The organism is Leisingera sp. ABM4_101 (assembly GCF_056158725.1).
Genome location: NZ_JBSWTV010000002.1, coordinates 3,269,568 through 3,284,273, shown reverse-complemented (window position 1 = coordinate 3,284,273; position 14,706 = coordinate 3,269,568). Strand labels below are relative to the sequence as shown.

Here is a 14,706-nt window from a genome sequence, read left to right as displayed (position 1 = left end):
ACAACAGGCTCAGGCGGCTGCGCGCCGCCGGGTCAGGGGGCAGAGGGGCGCAGCGCGGCAACCTCCTCCAGCCGGGCCTCGACGACCCAATCCGGGCCAAACCCGTAACGCGCCCAACCCAGGCTGTCCAGCCTGACCCGGCGCGCTTCGACGGTACGGTCCTCCAGATCCAGGGCCTCTGCCTGCAGCATCAGCAGGGTCGACAGCAGTGAGGCGTTTTCATGCGCGGCTGCCGCGGAAATGGCCGGTGCCAGCCGGGCCAGCGCCGTCGCGCCGTCGCCGGTTGCCACCTCATAGGCCGCCAGTTGCACCGCCAGTTTGGCCTGATGGATGCCGGTGCCGGGGATCTCCTGCAGGAACCGCTGCGCCGTCAGGAAATGCTGCAGCGCCTGCTCCGGCTCGCGGATGTGCAGCATCCGGCCCAGCGTGTAATGGCTCAGCGCCCGGCGGTGATCCTGCCAGCCCAGGTCGCGGGCAATGGCGGCGGCGCGGTTGGCGGCGCGCAGCCGCTCCCGCAGCGCGGCCTGCGGTCCCAGCGCCTGCTCAAAGGCGGCGGCCCAGGCCCGGGGCGTCGCAGGCAGGGGATTGCTGCGGCGGCTGCTGCCGCGCGGGTTGAGCCGCGCCAGCACTGCGGGCAGGCGGGCAGCGACCTGCTCGCGGGTCATGCCGGTCTTCAGCTCCGGCGCATAGGTCGCGCGCAGGATCAGCATGTCGAACCCGGTCAGCACCGCGTGGATATTGTCGTCATTGAAGATCGAATCCGGCAGCCGGTACAGGTCATTCAGCGGGCCGATGGCCTGCGCTAGCTCCTCGTGCAGGCAGTCGCGCACCTCCTGCGGGCTGGTGTCATTGGGGATGAAGACCGCCAGCTTCTCACGGCTGCGCAGCAGCGACCAATTGGTGCGCGGGCTGCGGCGGTTGCGCCGGAACTCCGCCAGGGAGGAGACATTGGGCACCACAAAACAGGCTGCCTTGGGCAGGGCGCGGCGGATCTCCGCGCGGGAGACCGATTGGATGGTGATATAGGCGCCGCCGCCGGAGACGCGGCGGATGTCAATGCCGGCCTCGCCCCGCAAGCGCGTCAGCAGCGCGGTCAGATCGCGGTTGAACCCGGGCGCCGGTTCGCCGGTCACCTGCAGGGTGATCGGGGTCTCGAAACGGGTGAACTGGGGCAGGGCGCTGCCGCCCTCCAGCTGGAAATGCAGGTCCAGGAAATCGCGGGCAATCTCGGCGTTGGCGCGTTGCGGCGGCGCCGGGCGGCTGTTTGTGAAGACTTTGACCGGCGGCAGCGCCAGCTGTGCCGGCGCGGCGCGGGTCGGGGCCTCGGTGCGCTGCGGCGGCGCGGTGCAGGCAGCCAGCACGGCCAATACCGCTGCCGCGGCTGCCCTGTGCAGCGCGCGCGGCCCGCGCAGGCCGGGCCATCGGACGGTGCGGGTAGAAACCGGGGCGGTGTCAGCGGGCAAGCGGGCGTCTCCTCTCAGCCCGGGCTGTGCTGCCCGGCTCACCTTCCTCTGATAGGGGAATGCGGCAGCAATTTGAAGCGAAACAGGCAGGCGCCGGGCAAAGCACCCGGCGCTGCGCCGCCTATCTGCGCCTTCAGCGCCGCCCGCGGGCCATAAAGGCGAGCCGTTCGAACAAATGCACGTCCTGCTCGTTCTTCAACAGCGCCCCGTGCAGTTTGGGCAGCGCATTGGCGCCGTCGCGGGCGATATCCTCAGGGCTCAGATCCTCCGCCAGCAGCAGCTTCAGCCAGTCGATCACCTCAGATGTGGAGGGTTTCTTCTTCAGCCCCTGCGTGTCGCGGATTTCATAGAACTGGGTCAGCGCCGCGGTCAGCAGCGCCTCCTTGATGCCGGGGTGATGCACCGCGACGATCTTCTTCATGGTTTCCGCGTCAGGGAAGCGGATGTAGTGAAAGAAACAGCGGCGCAGGAAGGCGTCCGGCAGTTCTTTCTCGTTGTTGGAGGTGATGATCATGATCGGGCGGTGCTTCGCCTTGACCGTCTCGCCGGTCTCGTAGACGTGGAACTCCATCTTGTCGAGTTCCTGCAACAAGTCGTTGGGGAACTCGATGTCGGCCTTGTCGATCTCGTCGATCAGCAGCACGACCTTCTCGTCCGCCTCGAACGCCTCCCACAGCTTGCCCTTCTTGATGTAATTCTTCACATCATGCACACGCTCCTCGCCCAGCTGGCTGTCGCGCAGGCGGCTCACGGCATCGTATTCATAGAGACCTTGCTGGGCGCGGGTAGTGGATTTCACGTTCCACTCGATCATCCGCAGCCCCAGCGCCTCTGCAACCTGCTTGGCCAGTTCGGTCTTGCCGGTGCCGGGCTCGCCCTTGACCAGCAGCGGGCGTTCCAGAGTCACCGCCGCATTGACTGCAACTTTCAAGTCATCTGTTGCGACATATTCCTTAGTGCCCTGAAATTGCATATCTTTCCCGTATCCGCCATGGTTGCCGTGTTCTTATCACGCTTTTAACCAAACGGCGCCACTATTGTGTAGTGACATTCCTTCCCGATAGGGATAAACGCTGCGGCAGAGGGGGAGCCAAAATGTTCAGGTGCAAATTATGACCAGCATTATGGGCCAGACCGAAGGAGCCGAAATGAAGCAAGAAGTGTTTCTGCCGGACGACTACCGCCCGGCCGAAGATGAGCCGTTCATGAACGAACGGCAGCTTGAGTATTTCCGACGTAAACTATTGGAATGGAAGCAGGATCTGCTGGCAGACAGCCGCGACACCATCGAGGGGCTGCAGGACAGCACCCGCAACATCCCGGATGTCGCCGACCGTGCCAGCGAAGAGACCGACCGCGCGCTGGAGCTGCGCACCCGCGACCGCCAGCGCAAGCTGGTTGCCAAGATCGACTCGGCGCTGCGCCGCATCGACGAGGGCGAGTACGGCTACTGCGAAGTGACCGGCGACCCGATCTCGCTGAAGCGCCTGGATGCGCGTCCGATCGCAACCATGAGCCTGGAAGCGCAAGAGCGCCACGAGCGCCGCGAAAAGGTCCACCGCGACGATTAACCGCTGATTTTGGCGGTAAAAATGCGGCAAACATCAACGCCGGGGCCTTTTGCTCCGGCGTTTTTTGTTCCATTGGGGGCGGGCGGAGAAACTGCGGGAAGCCCATGGACCTCAAAGGCCTGAAAATAAACATCATCGGCGCCGGCATCGGCGGCCTGGCCGCCGCGCTGGCGCTGCGCCGCTTTGGGGCATCCGTCACCGTTCTGGAGCAGGCCGAGGCGATCTCGGAAGTGGGCGCGGGGCTGCAGATCACCCCCAATGGCGTTCAGGTGCTGAAGGCGCTGGGACTGGCCGATGATCTGGCCTGGTGCTCGCAGCGGGCGCGCGCGGTGGTGCTGCGCGGCCACCGCCGCGGCAAAGAGGTGCTGCGGCTGGATCTCGATCAGTACGCCGCCGGTCTGCCCTATTACTTTGTGCACCGTTCCGACCTCATTGGAATCCTGGCCGGTGCTGCCCGCCGCGAAGGCGTGCAGGTGCGGCTGCTGCAAAGGGCCGAGCGGGTGGAGCCGGGGCCGCAGCCGGTCATCCACCTCAGCAATGGCGCCCAATGCGGCGGCGATCTGGTGGTGGGGGCCGATGGGCTGCATTCCAAGACCCGGGTGGCTTTGAACGGCGAACGTAAACCCTTTTTTACCGGCCAGGTGGCCTGGCGCGCCACGGTGCCCAATCACCTGAACCTGCCGCCGGAGGCGCAGGTGTTCATGGGGCCGGGGCGGCATCTGGTCGCCTACCCCTTGCGCGATGGCAGCCTGATGAACCTGGTTGCGGTGCAGGAGCGCCGCGCCTGGGCGGAGGAGGGCTGGCACTTCAAGGACGATCCGGCCAATCTGCGCGCGGCCTTCTCAGGTTTCGGCGGCACCGCTTCAGCGCTCCTGGAGGCGGTGGAGGATGTGCTGCTGTGGGGACTGTTCCGGCATCCGGTGGCGGACCGCTGGCATGGCGAAAACACGGCCATTCTGGGCGACGCTGCCCATCCGACGCTGCCATTCATGGCCCAGGGCGCGAATCTGGCGCTGGAGGATGCCTGGGTGCTGGCGCGCTCCCTGCAGGAAGCCGCGGGAATGGCTTCCGGGCTGGCCATGTACCAGGCGCGCCGCCGGGAGCGGGCAGAGAAAGTGGTGCAGGCGGCCAGCAACAACGCCTGGAAATACCACTTGCGCGCGCCGCTCAGCTGGCCTGCGCATCAGGTGCTGAAACTGGGCGGCCGCTTTGCCCCGGACCGTATGGTCAGCCAGTTCGACTGGATCTACCGCCACGACGTCACCGCCTGAGACGGGGGCAGGGCAGGAGCCTCCCGCCCCTTTCCGGTTCATCGGAGATGGCCCGGAAAACGTTGGGCCGGGCGCCGCGCCGGCGCGCGGCGCGGGCAGCGTTCAGATGTCCAGCTCGACCCAGACCGGCACATGGTCGGAGGGCTTCTCGCGGCCGCGCACATCCTTGTCGATCTGGCAGTCCAGCAGCAGGTCGGCGGCCTGCGGCGTCAGCAGGAAATGGTCGATGCGGATGCCGTCGTCGCGGTTCCAGGCGCCGGCCTGGTAATCCCAGAAGGAATAATGCCCCGGCCCCTGGTGCCGGGCCCGGAACGCCTCGGTAAAGCCCAGGTTGACGATCCGCTGGAACGCCGCGCGGCTTTCCGGGCGGTGCAGCGCGTCCTTGGTCCAGGCTTCCGGGCGCTTGGCGTCCTCGGCCTGCGGGATGATATTGTAGTCGCCGGCCATCAGCGCGGGCATCTCGTCTGCCATCAGAGCCTCGGCACGGGCCTTCAGCCGTTCCATCCACGCGAGCTTATAGGCGTATTTGCCGCCCGCCACCGGGCTGCCATCCGCCTCCAGCTCCACCGGGTTGCCATTGGGCAGGTAAAGGCCGCAGATCCGGATTGCCTGCTTGCCCACAACCGTGGCCTCGATCCAGCGCGCCTGTTCATCGCTATCGTCACCCGGCAGCCCGCGGCGCACATCCTCCAGCGGCAGCTTGGACAGGATCGCCACACCGTTAAAGCTTTTCTGGCCGTGGGTTTCGACATTATAGCCGCGTTCCTCGAAGATCTCGCGCGGGAACGCCTCGTCCACCGATTTGATTTCCTGCAGCAGCGCGACGTCGGGCTGCGCCTCATCCAGCCAGTCCGGCAGCGCCTGCGCCCGGGCCTTGATGCCATTGATATTGAATGTGGCGATTTTCATGGCTTGCCTCCGGCACAGATTGCTTTATTCGAGGCTGATCTATCGCTGAATCAGCCGCCGGGGGCAAGCCCGGCCCGGGATTCGCGAATCACTTCCAGGGCTCCGAAACGGTCAGCTTTGCGGAATTGAAAAATAAACCCAGGGTTGATTTGTTTTATTTTGCAATAATATGCGTGTGAATAACGCTGTTGATAAGCTGTGGATGGATTGAAATAAATTAAATTGCCCAAAAAATAGCGGGTTGAAGTTAATGTTGGGTGAATTAAAAAATACAATGTGAAATTGCATTTTCTGTTTGCGCTGCGCGATGCCCGTGCCAGCGTCGAGGAACCTTTTGTCTCAAACGAATGGGGTTCCAAAATGACTGCTCAGCGTAAAATCCAGACCTTCCACGCAACCCGCCCGGCAGCAGGCGCCAGCCTGTTCGCAGGTGATGCAACTGAGATGTTCTCCTCAGGCTCGGCACCGTCCTGCACCGCGGATCTGTCAGCGGGCGAAGGCGTTTCGCTGTTTTCCTCGGGGTCGATGCCGCAAGCGGCTGAACGCTGGGCTGGCGGCGAAACCGGCCTTTTTTCAAGCGGATCCGCCCCGGCGGCCCGTGGTGAGACCGCGGCGGGGGATCTGGTTGAAATGTTCTCCTCCGGCTCAGCGCCGGCATCGCGGGGCGGGACGGCAGCTGGGGATCTGGTGCAGCTGTTTTCCTCCGGGTCTGCGCCCTGCGAACAATCTGAAGTTGCGCATGGGGATCTGACAGAGATGTTCTCCTCCGGATCGGCGCCTGCCGCTGCGGCGGAAACCGGCGCGGGAGAGGGGACGCATCTCTACTCCTCCGGTTCCGCCCCGCAAGCCCGGGCGCACAGCAGCAGCGGGGAGGGGACCCGGCTGTTTTCCTCGGGCAGCTGATGATGCAAGGGCCGGCGCAGCAGCCGGCCCGATCCCTGGCGGCGCGCGCTGCGGGCTGCCGCCGCGCCGCTGTTATCTGAACGAGGTTCCCATGGCCCAGATCCTGCCCTTCTTCCCGCCCGCCGCCCGCCAGTCCCGGGCCTGTGCGCAACAGGCGCTGATTGCCGGTTTTGCCCTGCACCGGCGCCCGCAAGAGGACGTGTTCTGGCTCAAGGAGAATGCAGAGCTGCTGAATATCCTGGAATGCACCGGAGCCGGCGTTGCCGCGGCGGCCTTGCAGCCCTTGCAACCGTTTTACGATGGCGCGGCGCGGCACATCAGTTTTTTCCGCCAGTATTACCGTTTCATCCTGTCGATCTGCCTGGATCTGGAGGATCTGGGGCTGCCTGGCCAGACAGGCGCGCAAATCGCCGAATGGGTGGCAGCCCAAGGGCTGGCGGAGGCTGAGCTGTCGGACCTGCAGCGCGCCGAGGCCCGCCGCCTTCTGGCCCGGCGCGGGGCAACCTTGCGTGACGACGGGCTGGACGACCGGCTGCGCAGCTTCATCTCACGCTCGCAAACCTTCGCCATTCCGAACAAAAAAGCCGCCTATGAGCTGACGCATATCGTCTTCTACCTGTCTGAATACGGACGACGGGACCCGCTGCTTCCAAAGGCGGCGGTGACCAGCCTGGAGTTTGCCGGGCTGGTGGCCTTTCTGGATCAGAATGCGGACTTGCTGGCGGAGATTTGCATCGCCTTGCGCTATGCGGGGCAGCAGCCGCCGGCGGAGTGGGAGGCCTGGCTGGATCGGCGCGTTTCCGCCTATATGCCCGTCAAGGTAGAATTTGATGGACTTCATGATGCGTATCACGAGTATTTTGTGGTCAACTGGCTCATGCTGCTGTCCGGGCGCAAGGCCTTCCGGCAGCCGGTTCCCTTGGGGGGCATGCATGTGCCGGCCTTGCAGGGAGGAGGTATTTTGCGACGCCTGTCTGAAGCTGTATTTGACGCCGGATGCGCGCGCTCCAGCTGGAACGCGGTCAAGTCGCACGCAGAGGCCCTGCTGAGCGAGGAGGAGCACAGCATCCTTGCCGCGGCAGAGCGCAGCTGCGCAGGTTTTGCGAGGTTTTTCGAAGGGTTTGCCCGGGCCGGCCGGGTGGGGGCTGTGTGATGGGCAGCCTGCGTAAACAGGCTCTGGCGGGCGCGCTGCTGGTGGTTGCCTATACCGGGCTGATCGCTTCGGCTGACGGGATCACCAAACTGCTGGCGGGCCAATATGCGGCGGCGCAGCTTTATGCGCTCTCGGGGGCCATGGTAGCGGGATTCTGTCTGCTGGCGGACCGGCTGCCGTCCGTGCGTGGCGGCTTCCGCACCTGCTGCCCGCGGGCGATGGCGCTGCGGTCCGGGGCGACGCTGATTGCTGCAGTCTGTTTCTTTTATGCCTTCCGGCTGCTGCCCTTTGCCGAAGTGTTTGTGTTCATCGGGCTGATGCCGCTGCTGGCAGGAGCGATGTCCGGTCTGCTGCTCAAGGAGCCGGTGCGCCCGGCGGCCTGGATTGCACTGCTGGCGGGCTTTGCCGGGGTGCTGTTCCTGCTGCCCCATGGCGGTGACGGCAGCCATTCCTCTGCGGGGCATCTGGTGGCCTTTGCAGCCGTGGTCTCGGGCACGTTTTCCATGACCATGGCGCGGTTTATCGGCCGTCATGAAAGCAATTCCCTGGCCCAGGTGTTTTACCCGAACCTGACGCTGTGCGGCGCGATGCTGGTGGCGCTTCCCTTTGTCTGGGTGCCGATGCCCGTGGCAGACGTGGGCTGGGCAGCGGCTTATGCGTTCCTCCTGTTCGGCGCGCGCTGGCTCTTGGTGGTGGCGCTGCGGCTGCTGGCATCCTATGCGGTGACGCCGCTGATGAACCTGCAGTTCATCTGGATGGCGGTGATCGGTGCGGTGTTCTTTGGCGAGTTCCCGCCTGCCTCTACCTACATCGGCGGCGCCATTGTGATTGCCTCAGGACTGTATCTGGTCTGCGATCAGTTTGCTCCGGCAATGCCGCGCCTGCGCAGCACCCGGCGGCTGCAAACCGATCCGTAGCGCCGATACCCGGCGCTGCGCCCCGTAAGGGGCGCCGGAATTAGGCGATAATTCCGGCCCGGAAAAACACGTGTTTTCCGGGCCGTTTTCCTTGCAGGAAAACGGTGGGTCAGATCGAGAACGAGGTGCCGCAGCCGCAGCTGGACGTGGCGTTGGGGTTTTCGATGGTGAAGCGCGCGCCGATCAGCTCCTCGGTGAAATCAATCACCGCGTTTTCCAGGAACGGCAGCGAGACGCTGTCCACCACCACCTTCTCGCCCTGGCCTTCAAGCACCAGATCGTCGTCCTTGGCCTCATCCAGCGCGATCTCGTACTGGAAGCCGGAGCAGCCGCCGCCCTCAACCGCGATGCGAAGCGCCTGGCCCTGACCCGCGGCGCCGATCTCGGCCAGCCGGGCAAAGGCGCGGTCGGTGACTTTGGGGGGCAATTGCATGGCGTTTCTCCACGGGCGTAGGTTGCAGCGCAAAGCTTTATATAGAAAGGTGCAATTCAGGCGGCAAGATTTGTAAGGGAAAAGATTTCATATGCATGCGCCTTATGCCACGATGCCGGACCGCAGCCGCGGGCGGCAGGTGCCGGAAGAAGAAAGCTCTTTCCGCTCGCCCTACCAGCGCGACCGCGACCGGATCATCCACGCCAGCGCCTTCCGGCGGCTGAAGCACAAGACCCAGGTGTTTGTGGAGCATGAGGGCGACAATTACCGCACCCGGCTGACCCATTCAATCGAGGTGGGGCAGGTGGGCCGCACCATTGCGGGCGCGCTGGGGCTGAACCAGGAGCTGACCGAGGCGGTGGCCTTGGCGCATGATCTGGGCCATACCCCCTTTGGCCACACCGGCGAGGACGCGCTGCATGCGCTTATGGCGCCCTACGGCGGCTTTGACCACAATGCCCAGGCGATCCGCATCGTGACCTGCCTGGAGCGCCACTACGCCGAGTTTGACGGCTTGAACCTGACCTGGGAAACCCTCGAAGCGATTGCCAAACACAATGGCCCGGTGGTGGGGGAGCTGCCCTGGGCGCTGGCAGAATGCAATGCCGCCATCGACCTGGAGCTGCACACCCACGCCAGCGCCGAGGCGCAGGTGGCGGCGCTGTCGGATGACATCGCCTATAACAACCACGATCTGCATGATGCGCTGCGGGCCGGGCTGTTCACCGATGACGATCTGGCGCGGCTGCCGCTGCTGGATCAGGCCTATGGCGAGGTGGACCGGTTGTACCCGGGACTGGACGCAAACCGCCGCCGGCATGAGGCGCTGCGCCGCTTCTTCGGGGTAATGGTGGGGGATGTGATTGCCACTGCCCGCGGCCTGCTGGCGGACACTGGCGTGCAAAGCGTCGAGGCGGTGCGGGCGCTGGATCACCCGGTGGTGCAGTTCTCGCCGCAGATCTGGGAGGGGCTGAAGGAGATCCGCGCCTTCCTCTTCACCCGCATGTACCGGGCGCCCTCGGTGATGGAGAAGCGCGCCAAGGTCGCCAAAGTGGTCGAGGCGCTGTTTCCCTATTTCCTGGACAACCCGCAGGACATGCCGGAGCGCTGGCACGCCGAGATCGCAGCCGCAACGGACCGCACCGCGCTGGCGCGGATCGTGTCGGATTATATCGCCGGCATGACCGACCGTTTTGCCCTGCAGCTGCATGAGCGGCTGATCGGGGTGAAGGTCGAAGTCTAAGGGCTTCCGGTTTTCAGTCTGGTCTGCTGTTTTCTTGTCTGCGTGCCTTTCGGGTGGCGTGATAGAGATGGCGGCGCCGCCAGCGGGGGCGGAGGATAGGGCCGGAACGCCAGCGCGTCCCGGGTCCGGTTAAAAGCTTCAACCATTTGACACCCCTGCACCTTTTGTGGAGGTGGTCTTGGGGGGCCTGGTCTCCTGATTGCGCGGGGTGCCAGACCCGCGCGATGTGCTGCAGCGGAAGTGATAATCGCATAGTCCGGTTAAGACCGGGAAAGCGGGGCGTGCGCTGCGGCGGGCCATTGCGCAACGCCCTTCGGCGGCTTGTTTTGCTGCCAATGTTCCTGTAATGTTCTCTTCAAATTCAATTAAACAGAAGGAGTGCCGGAATGATCGGGGGAAGCTGCTGTTGCGGCGCGGTGAAGTTTGAATTGCTGGCGCAGCCGGCATTGATGGGCACGTGCCATTGCGCGCGCTGCCGCAAGGCCGGGGCCAGCACCATCGTCTTTGTGAAGAAGGCCGACCTGCGCTGGGTGGCGGGCAGGGAGGAGGTGGCGCTGTATCAGCCCGCGCCGCCCTATAAATACGGCCGCTGTTTCTGCCGGATCTGCGGCAGCTCGCTGGGCGAGATCCTGTCGGAGGAGGAAAGCTTCCCGATCGCTGCAAATGCGCTGGACGGGGTGCTGGAGGTGGCAAACAGCTTTCATGAGTTCGTGGGCGAAAAACCTGGCTGGTATGAAATCTGCGACGGGGCAAAGCAGTCGCAGGGGCATCCGGTCTAGGCATGGCAGCGCAGGGCGGGGCGGGCTGCCCGCCATGCGTGCCATGCGGTTTCCCAATTTGGCCGTAAGCCGTGTTATGATCTGGCCCTATGATGCCGCGGGGCATCGGCGCTATCCGCGAGGGGAGGCATAACGAGGGGAAAGCCATGGCACGCTGGACCGTCACATTCACGGACAAGCCCGAAATGGACCGGGTACGCGGCGACAAGAAGCGGCGCGAGGCGCATATCGCCTTTGTGCGCGCACGGCCTGAGCTGCAGATCGGCGGCGCGCTGGCGATGCGGCCGATGCAGGATTTCCCGGGGGCAATCTGGAACGTTGAGGCCGAAACCCGCCAGGACGTGGAGCGGCTGATCCTGCAGGACCCGTATTACGTTGCCTCCTTGCGCAGCTACAAGATCACCGAATGGGGCACCGCCTCAGCCATCCAGGGGATGTTTTCATGACCGCCGCCCGTGAAGCCCGCAAATCCGCGCCCGCACTGACCCGCTGGGCGGTGCTGTTCCGCGATGCGCCGGCGATGATGGATATCCGCGCCGACAAGGCCCGTCGCGAGGCCCATGTGGCCTATGTCGAGGATCATCCGGAGCTGCGCATCGGCGGCGGCCTGAAGCCGGACACCGATGGCGATTTCTGCGGCGCCCTGTGGATTGTCGAGGCCGAGGACCGGATCGAAGTGGAGCATCTGATCCATGGCGACCCGTTTTACGTGCCTGCCTTCCGCTCTTACGAGATTTTCACCTGGGGCAAGATCCTGGAAGACCGCACCGCGGTTCTGTGAGGCCGGGCTGCGGGCGCGCGCCGCATCAGCGGTGCAATTTTCTTGAGGAAGAAAATTGGCCGGAAAATTCAAATTTTCCGGTGCCGCCTGCCTGAGGGTCCGGGCTGCCCCTGCAATCCTGTTGACCCTGCCTGCGGGCCTAGGTATCCGCAGGGCTGAACATATGGGACGCCAGATATGAACCTCTTTACCGATATCCGCACGCTTGTGATTGACAGCCTCACCGCCATGACCGGCGACGGCGCGCTGCCCGAGGGGCTTGATTTTGCCAATGTGGCGGTGGAGCCGCCGCGCGATGCTGCCCACGGCGACATGGCGACCAATGCGGCGATGGTGCTGGCCAAGCCCGCAAAGATGAAGCCGCGCGATATCGCCGAGGCGCTGGCAGCCAAGCTGGCCGCGGATGAGCGGATCACCAGCGCCGAGGTCGCAGGCCCCGGCTTCCTGAACCTGCGGCTGGCGCCCGGCATCTGGCAAGGGGTTCTGAAATCGGTCCTGGACGCAGGCACGGATTTCGGCCGCTCCGCCATGGGCGATGGCAAACGGGTGAACGTGGAATATGTCTCCGCCAACCCGACCGGCCCGCTGCACGTGGGCCACACCCGCGGTGCGGTCTTCGGCGACGCGCTGGCGTCGCTGCTGGCCTATGCCGGCTATGACGTCACCCGCGAATACTACATCAATGACGGCGGCGGCCAGGTCGATGTGCTGGCGCGCTCGGTCTACCTGCGCTACCTGGAGGCGCACGGGCAGGAGATCGCCTTTGCCGATGGCACCTATCCGGGCGATTACCTGGTCCCTGTGGGCCAGGCGCTGAAGGACAAGGTGGGCGATGCTTACCTGGATCAGCCCGAGGATGTCTGGCTGGCGGATGTGCGGGTGTTTTCCACCGATGCGATGATGGAGCTGATCCGCGCGGACCTGGCCCAGCTGGGCATCAAGATGGACAAGTTCTATTCCGAGAAATCGCTTTATGGCACCGGCAAGATCGAGGCGGCGCTGGCCAGCCTGGAAGCCAAGGGGCTGATCTACCAAGGCGTGCTGGAGCCGCCGAAGGGCAAGAAGCCCGACGATTGGGAGCCGCGCGAGCAGACCCTGTTCAAATCCACCGATCACGGCGACGACGTCGACCGGGCGGTGAAGAAATCCGATGGCTCCTGGACCTATTTTGCGCCGGATATCGCCTATCACTACGACAAGGTGGAGCGCGGCTTTGACGAGCTGATCGACATCTTCGGCGCCGACCACGGCGGCTATGTCAAGCGGATGAAGGCCGCCGTTTCGGCACTGTCGGACGGCAAGGTGCCGCTGGACATCAAGCTGTGCCAGCTGGTCAAGCTGTTCAAGGACGGCCAGGAGTTCAAGATGTCCAAGCGGGCAGGGACCTTTGTCACCCTGCGCGATGTGGTCGATGCGGTGGGGGCGGATGTCACCCGCTTCATGCTGCTGACCCGCAAGAACGATCAGGGATTCGACTTCGACCTCGACAAGGCGCTGGAGCAGTCCAAGGACAACCCGGTCTTTTATGTGCAATACGCCAATGCGCGGATCTGCTCGACCCTGCGCAAAGCGGGTGAGCAGGGCATTGCCGCGGATGATGCTACACTGAACGCTGCCGACCTCAGCCTGATTGCCGATCCGGCACAGCTGGCAGTGGCCAAGAAGCTGGCCGAATGGCCGCGCCAGGTGGAAATCGCCGCCCGCACCCATGAGCCGCACCGGGTTGCCTTCTACCTTTACGACCTCGCCTCCGAGCTGCACGGGCTGTACCACCTCGGCAAATCGAATGAAGGTTTACGATTTGTTAACGAGAGCAGCCAATCGGCAACACATGCGAATTTGGCGCTGGCGCGGGCCGTTTCCGTTGTCATTTCCGCTGGTCTTGGTATTCTTGGCGTGAAACCGGCAGAAGAGATGCGATAACCAAAGGGGCGCCTGCGCCCCGACGGAATAAATCGCGCATTCCGCCGGACTGAGGCAGTTCAAGAGACTTGGTGCGCAGCGCAGGAAACGCGCTGCCAAACCGGGCAGTGAGGCGGAAGATGGCGTATTTTGCGCAGGCGGGCCAGGGCCACGCCTATACACAGGGCGATGCTCAGGATCAGGGCAGCGCTGCCGGTACCACCTACGGACAGCAGTATTCCGGTCAGTATTATTCCGGCCCGGGAGCAGAGCCGGATTACGGCTATGCAGATCCCGCCTATGGCTACCAGCCGGAGGGGCAGGGGTATGAGGCGCAGGACGGCTATGCTGCCTTTGCTGCGCCTGCGGGATTGCGGGCGCGATTCTCCAAAAGCCTGAGCATCCTGGGCGCGGTGGCCTCCATCGCGCTGGTCGCGGGTGTCGGCGTCTGGGGCTACAAGCTGGTGATGCGCGATGTCAGCGGCGTGCCGGTGGTGCGCGCTGCCGAAGGGCCGATGCGCGAGCAGCCTGCCAACCCGGGCGGGTCTCAGGCCGACCACCAGGGGCTGGCGGTGAACGCAGTGGCCGCCAGCGGCAGCGCCGAGGCGCCCGCCGACCGGCTGACCCTGGCGCCTGCCGCAATCGAACTGACCGAGGATGACAAGCCGCTGCCGGAACTGGCAGCAGAGGCTGCGCCGGTGCCTTCGCGGACTGCGGCGCTGCCTGCGGCCCCGGCAGAGCCTGATGCCCCGGCGGCGCCGGGCGCAGGGGCGGGCACCGCGGCAGGTACAGAGGCCGGTGTCAGCGCGGAGGCCGTGGCTTCCTTCCAGAACGGAGATATTGACGCGCTGGTGGCGGAACTGGCCCGCGAGTTGGAAACCCTGTCTGCGGCAGTGCCCGCATCCGCCCCGGCCCCGGCGATTGTGCAGCCGGAGCCGCTGCAGCCTGCTGTTGCAGCCGCCGCGGCGCCCGCGCTGCTGGCCGCGCCTGGCGTCAAGGTCTCGCTGCGGCCCTCGGCCCGGCCCGCACGTTTCAGCCCGGCTCCGGCCGCAGCCGCACCGGCAGCGCGGAGCGCACCCGTGGATGTGGACCCGGCCACCCTGGCGGCTGGCACCCGCCTGGCACAGCTTGGCGCCTATGAAAGCCCCGAGGTCGCGCGGGCCGAATGGGACCGGATCAGCGCCCGCTTCCCGGAGTATCTGGGCTCCAAGCAGCGCGTGATCCAGCGCGCCGAAAGCGGCGGCCGCACCTTCTACCGCTTGCGGGCCATGGGGTTTGACGGGCTGTCGGACGCCCGCCGGTTCTGTTCGGCGCTGGTGGCTGGCAATGCGGACTGCATTCCGGTAACCACACGGTAACAGTCAAGGCTGCAAACTGAACC

At 64.9% G+C, this 14,706-nt stretch carries 15 protein-coding genes; 11 read left to right on the top strand and 4 right to left on the bottom strand.

Annotated elements, in window-relative coordinates; genetic code table 11:
* Positions 1-32: 32 nt before the first annotated feature.
* Both ACXAEK_RS17255 and ACXAEK_RS17250 read right to left on the bottom strand, forming a co-directional pair.
* On the bottom strand, positions 33-1,412 hold the full coding sequence (locus tag ACXAEK_RS17255; protein WP_475045297.1) for a DUF2927 domain-containing protein: 1,380 nt from the start codon (positions 1,410-1,412) through the stop codon (positions 33-35).
* Between the two features lie 184 nt (positions 1,413-1,596).
* A complete protein-coding gene (locus tag ACXAEK_RS17250; RefSeq protein ID WP_475043738.1) occupies positions 1,597-2,436 on the bottom strand; it encodes an AAA family ATPase in 840 nt (279 codons plus the stop codon).
* A 175-nt stretch (positions 2,437-2,611) separates the two neighbouring features.
* On the opposite strand from ACXAEK_RS17250, the gene dksA reads away from it, so the two are divergent.
* Together dksA and ACXAEK_RS17240 are read left to right on the top strand one after the other, a co-directional pair.
* Positions 2,612-3,034, top strand: a complete 423-nt coding sequence (gene dksA / locus ACXAEK_RS17245; protein ID WP_036762180.1) for an RNA polymerase-binding protein DksA — start codon at positions 2,612-2,614, stop codon at positions 3,032-3,034.
* A 104-nt stretch (positions 3,035-3,138) separates the two neighbouring features.
* Positions 3,139-4,305, top strand: a complete 1,167-nt coding sequence (locus tag ACXAEK_RS17240; protein ID WP_475043737.1) for an FAD-dependent monooxygenase — start codon at positions 3,139-3,141, stop codon at positions 4,303-4,305.
* Between the two features lie 102 nt (positions 4,306-4,407).
* Here the strand turns inward: ACXAEK_RS17240 and xth are convergent, their stop codons facing one another.
* Positions 4,408-5,214 carry an exodeoxyribonuclease III gene (gene xth, locus ACXAEK_RS17235; RefSeq protein WP_475043735.1) on the bottom strand — a complete coding sequence of 269 codons (807 nt, stop codon included), beginning with the start codon at positions 5,212-5,214 and terminating at the stop codon, positions 4,408-4,410.
* A 276-nt stretch (positions 5,215-5,490) separates the two neighbouring features.
* On the opposite strand from xth, the gene ACXAEK_RS17230 reads away from it, so the two are divergent.
* The 3 genes from ACXAEK_RS17230 (at position 5,491) to ACXAEK_RS17220 (ending at position 8,187) form a co-directional block, all read left to right on the top strand.
* The gene (locus ACXAEK_RS17230) at positions 5,491-6,117 is read left to right on the top strand and encodes a hypothetical protein (protein WP_475043734.1); all 627 of its coding nucleotides are present in this window, start codon (positions 5,491-5,493) and stop codon (positions 6,115-6,117) included.
* A gap of 91 nt (positions 6,118-6,208) precedes the next feature.
* Positions 6,209-7,270: a DUF6902 family protein gene (locus tag ACXAEK_RS17225; protein WP_475043733.1), complete on the top strand. Its 1,062-nt coding sequence runs from the start codon at positions 6,209-6,211 to the stop codon at positions 7,268-7,270.
* On the top strand, positions 7,270-8,187 hold the full coding sequence (locus ACXAEK_RS17220) for a DMT family transporter (protein WP_475043732.1): 918 nt from the start codon (positions 7,270-7,272) through the stop codon (positions 8,185-8,187). Before ACXAEK_RS17225 ends, ACXAEK_RS17220 begins: the two co-directional genes overlap by 1 nt.
* Positions 8,188-8,296: 109 nt before the next feature.
* Here the strand turns inward: ACXAEK_RS17220 and ACXAEK_RS17215 are convergent, their stop codons facing one another.
* On the bottom strand, positions 8,297-8,620 hold the full coding sequence (locus ACXAEK_RS17215) for a HesB/IscA family protein (RefSeq protein WP_475043730.1): 324 nt from the start codon (positions 8,618-8,620) through the stop codon (positions 8,297-8,299).
* 91 nt (positions 8,621-8,711) lie between these two features.
* Here ACXAEK_RS17215 and ACXAEK_RS17210 point away from each other — a divergent pair, with 91 nt between their 5' ends.
* The 6 genes from ACXAEK_RS17210 to ACXAEK_RS17185 all read left to right on the top strand — a co-directional run bounded on the left by ACXAEK_RS17210 (position 8,712) and on the right by ACXAEK_RS17185 (position 14,683).
* Positions 8,712-9,863: a deoxyguanosinetriphosphate triphosphohydrolase gene (locus ACXAEK_RS17210; RefSeq protein WP_475043728.1), complete on the top strand. Its 1,152-nt coding sequence runs from the start codon at positions 8,712-8,714 to the stop codon at positions 9,861-9,863.
* Between the two features lie 386 nt (positions 9,864-10,249).
* Positions 10,250-10,642, top strand: a complete 393-nt coding sequence (locus tag ACXAEK_RS17205; protein WP_475043727.1) for a GFA family protein — start codon at positions 10,250-10,252, stop codon at positions 10,640-10,642.
* Between the two features lie 146 nt (positions 10,643-10,788).
* Positions 10,789-11,088 carry a YciI family protein gene (locus ACXAEK_RS17200; RefSeq protein WP_475043725.1) on the top strand — a complete coding sequence of 100 codons (300 nt, stop codon included), beginning with the start codon at positions 10,789-10,791 and terminating at the stop codon, positions 11,086-11,088.
* Positions 11,085-11,423, top strand: coding sequence for a YciI family protein (locus ACXAEK_RS17195; RefSeq protein ID WP_475043724.1), 339 nt, complete (start codon positions 11,085-11,087; stop codon positions 11,421-11,423). Before ACXAEK_RS17200 ends, ACXAEK_RS17195 begins: the two co-directional genes overlap by 4 nt.
* Before the next feature lie 177 nt (positions 11,424-11,600).
* Positions 11,601-13,346: an arginine--tRNA ligase gene (gene argS, locus ACXAEK_RS17190; protein ID WP_475043722.1), complete on the top strand. Its 1,746-nt coding sequence runs from the start codon at positions 11,601-11,603 to the stop codon at positions 13,344-13,346.
* A gap of 119 nt (positions 13,347-13,465) precedes the next feature.
* Entirely contained in the window at positions 13,466-14,683 is a 1,218-nt protein-coding gene (locus tag ACXAEK_RS17185) for an SPOR domain-containing protein (protein WP_475043721.1), read from the top strand.
* The last annotated feature ends 23 nt before the right edge of the window (positions 14,684-14,706 follow it).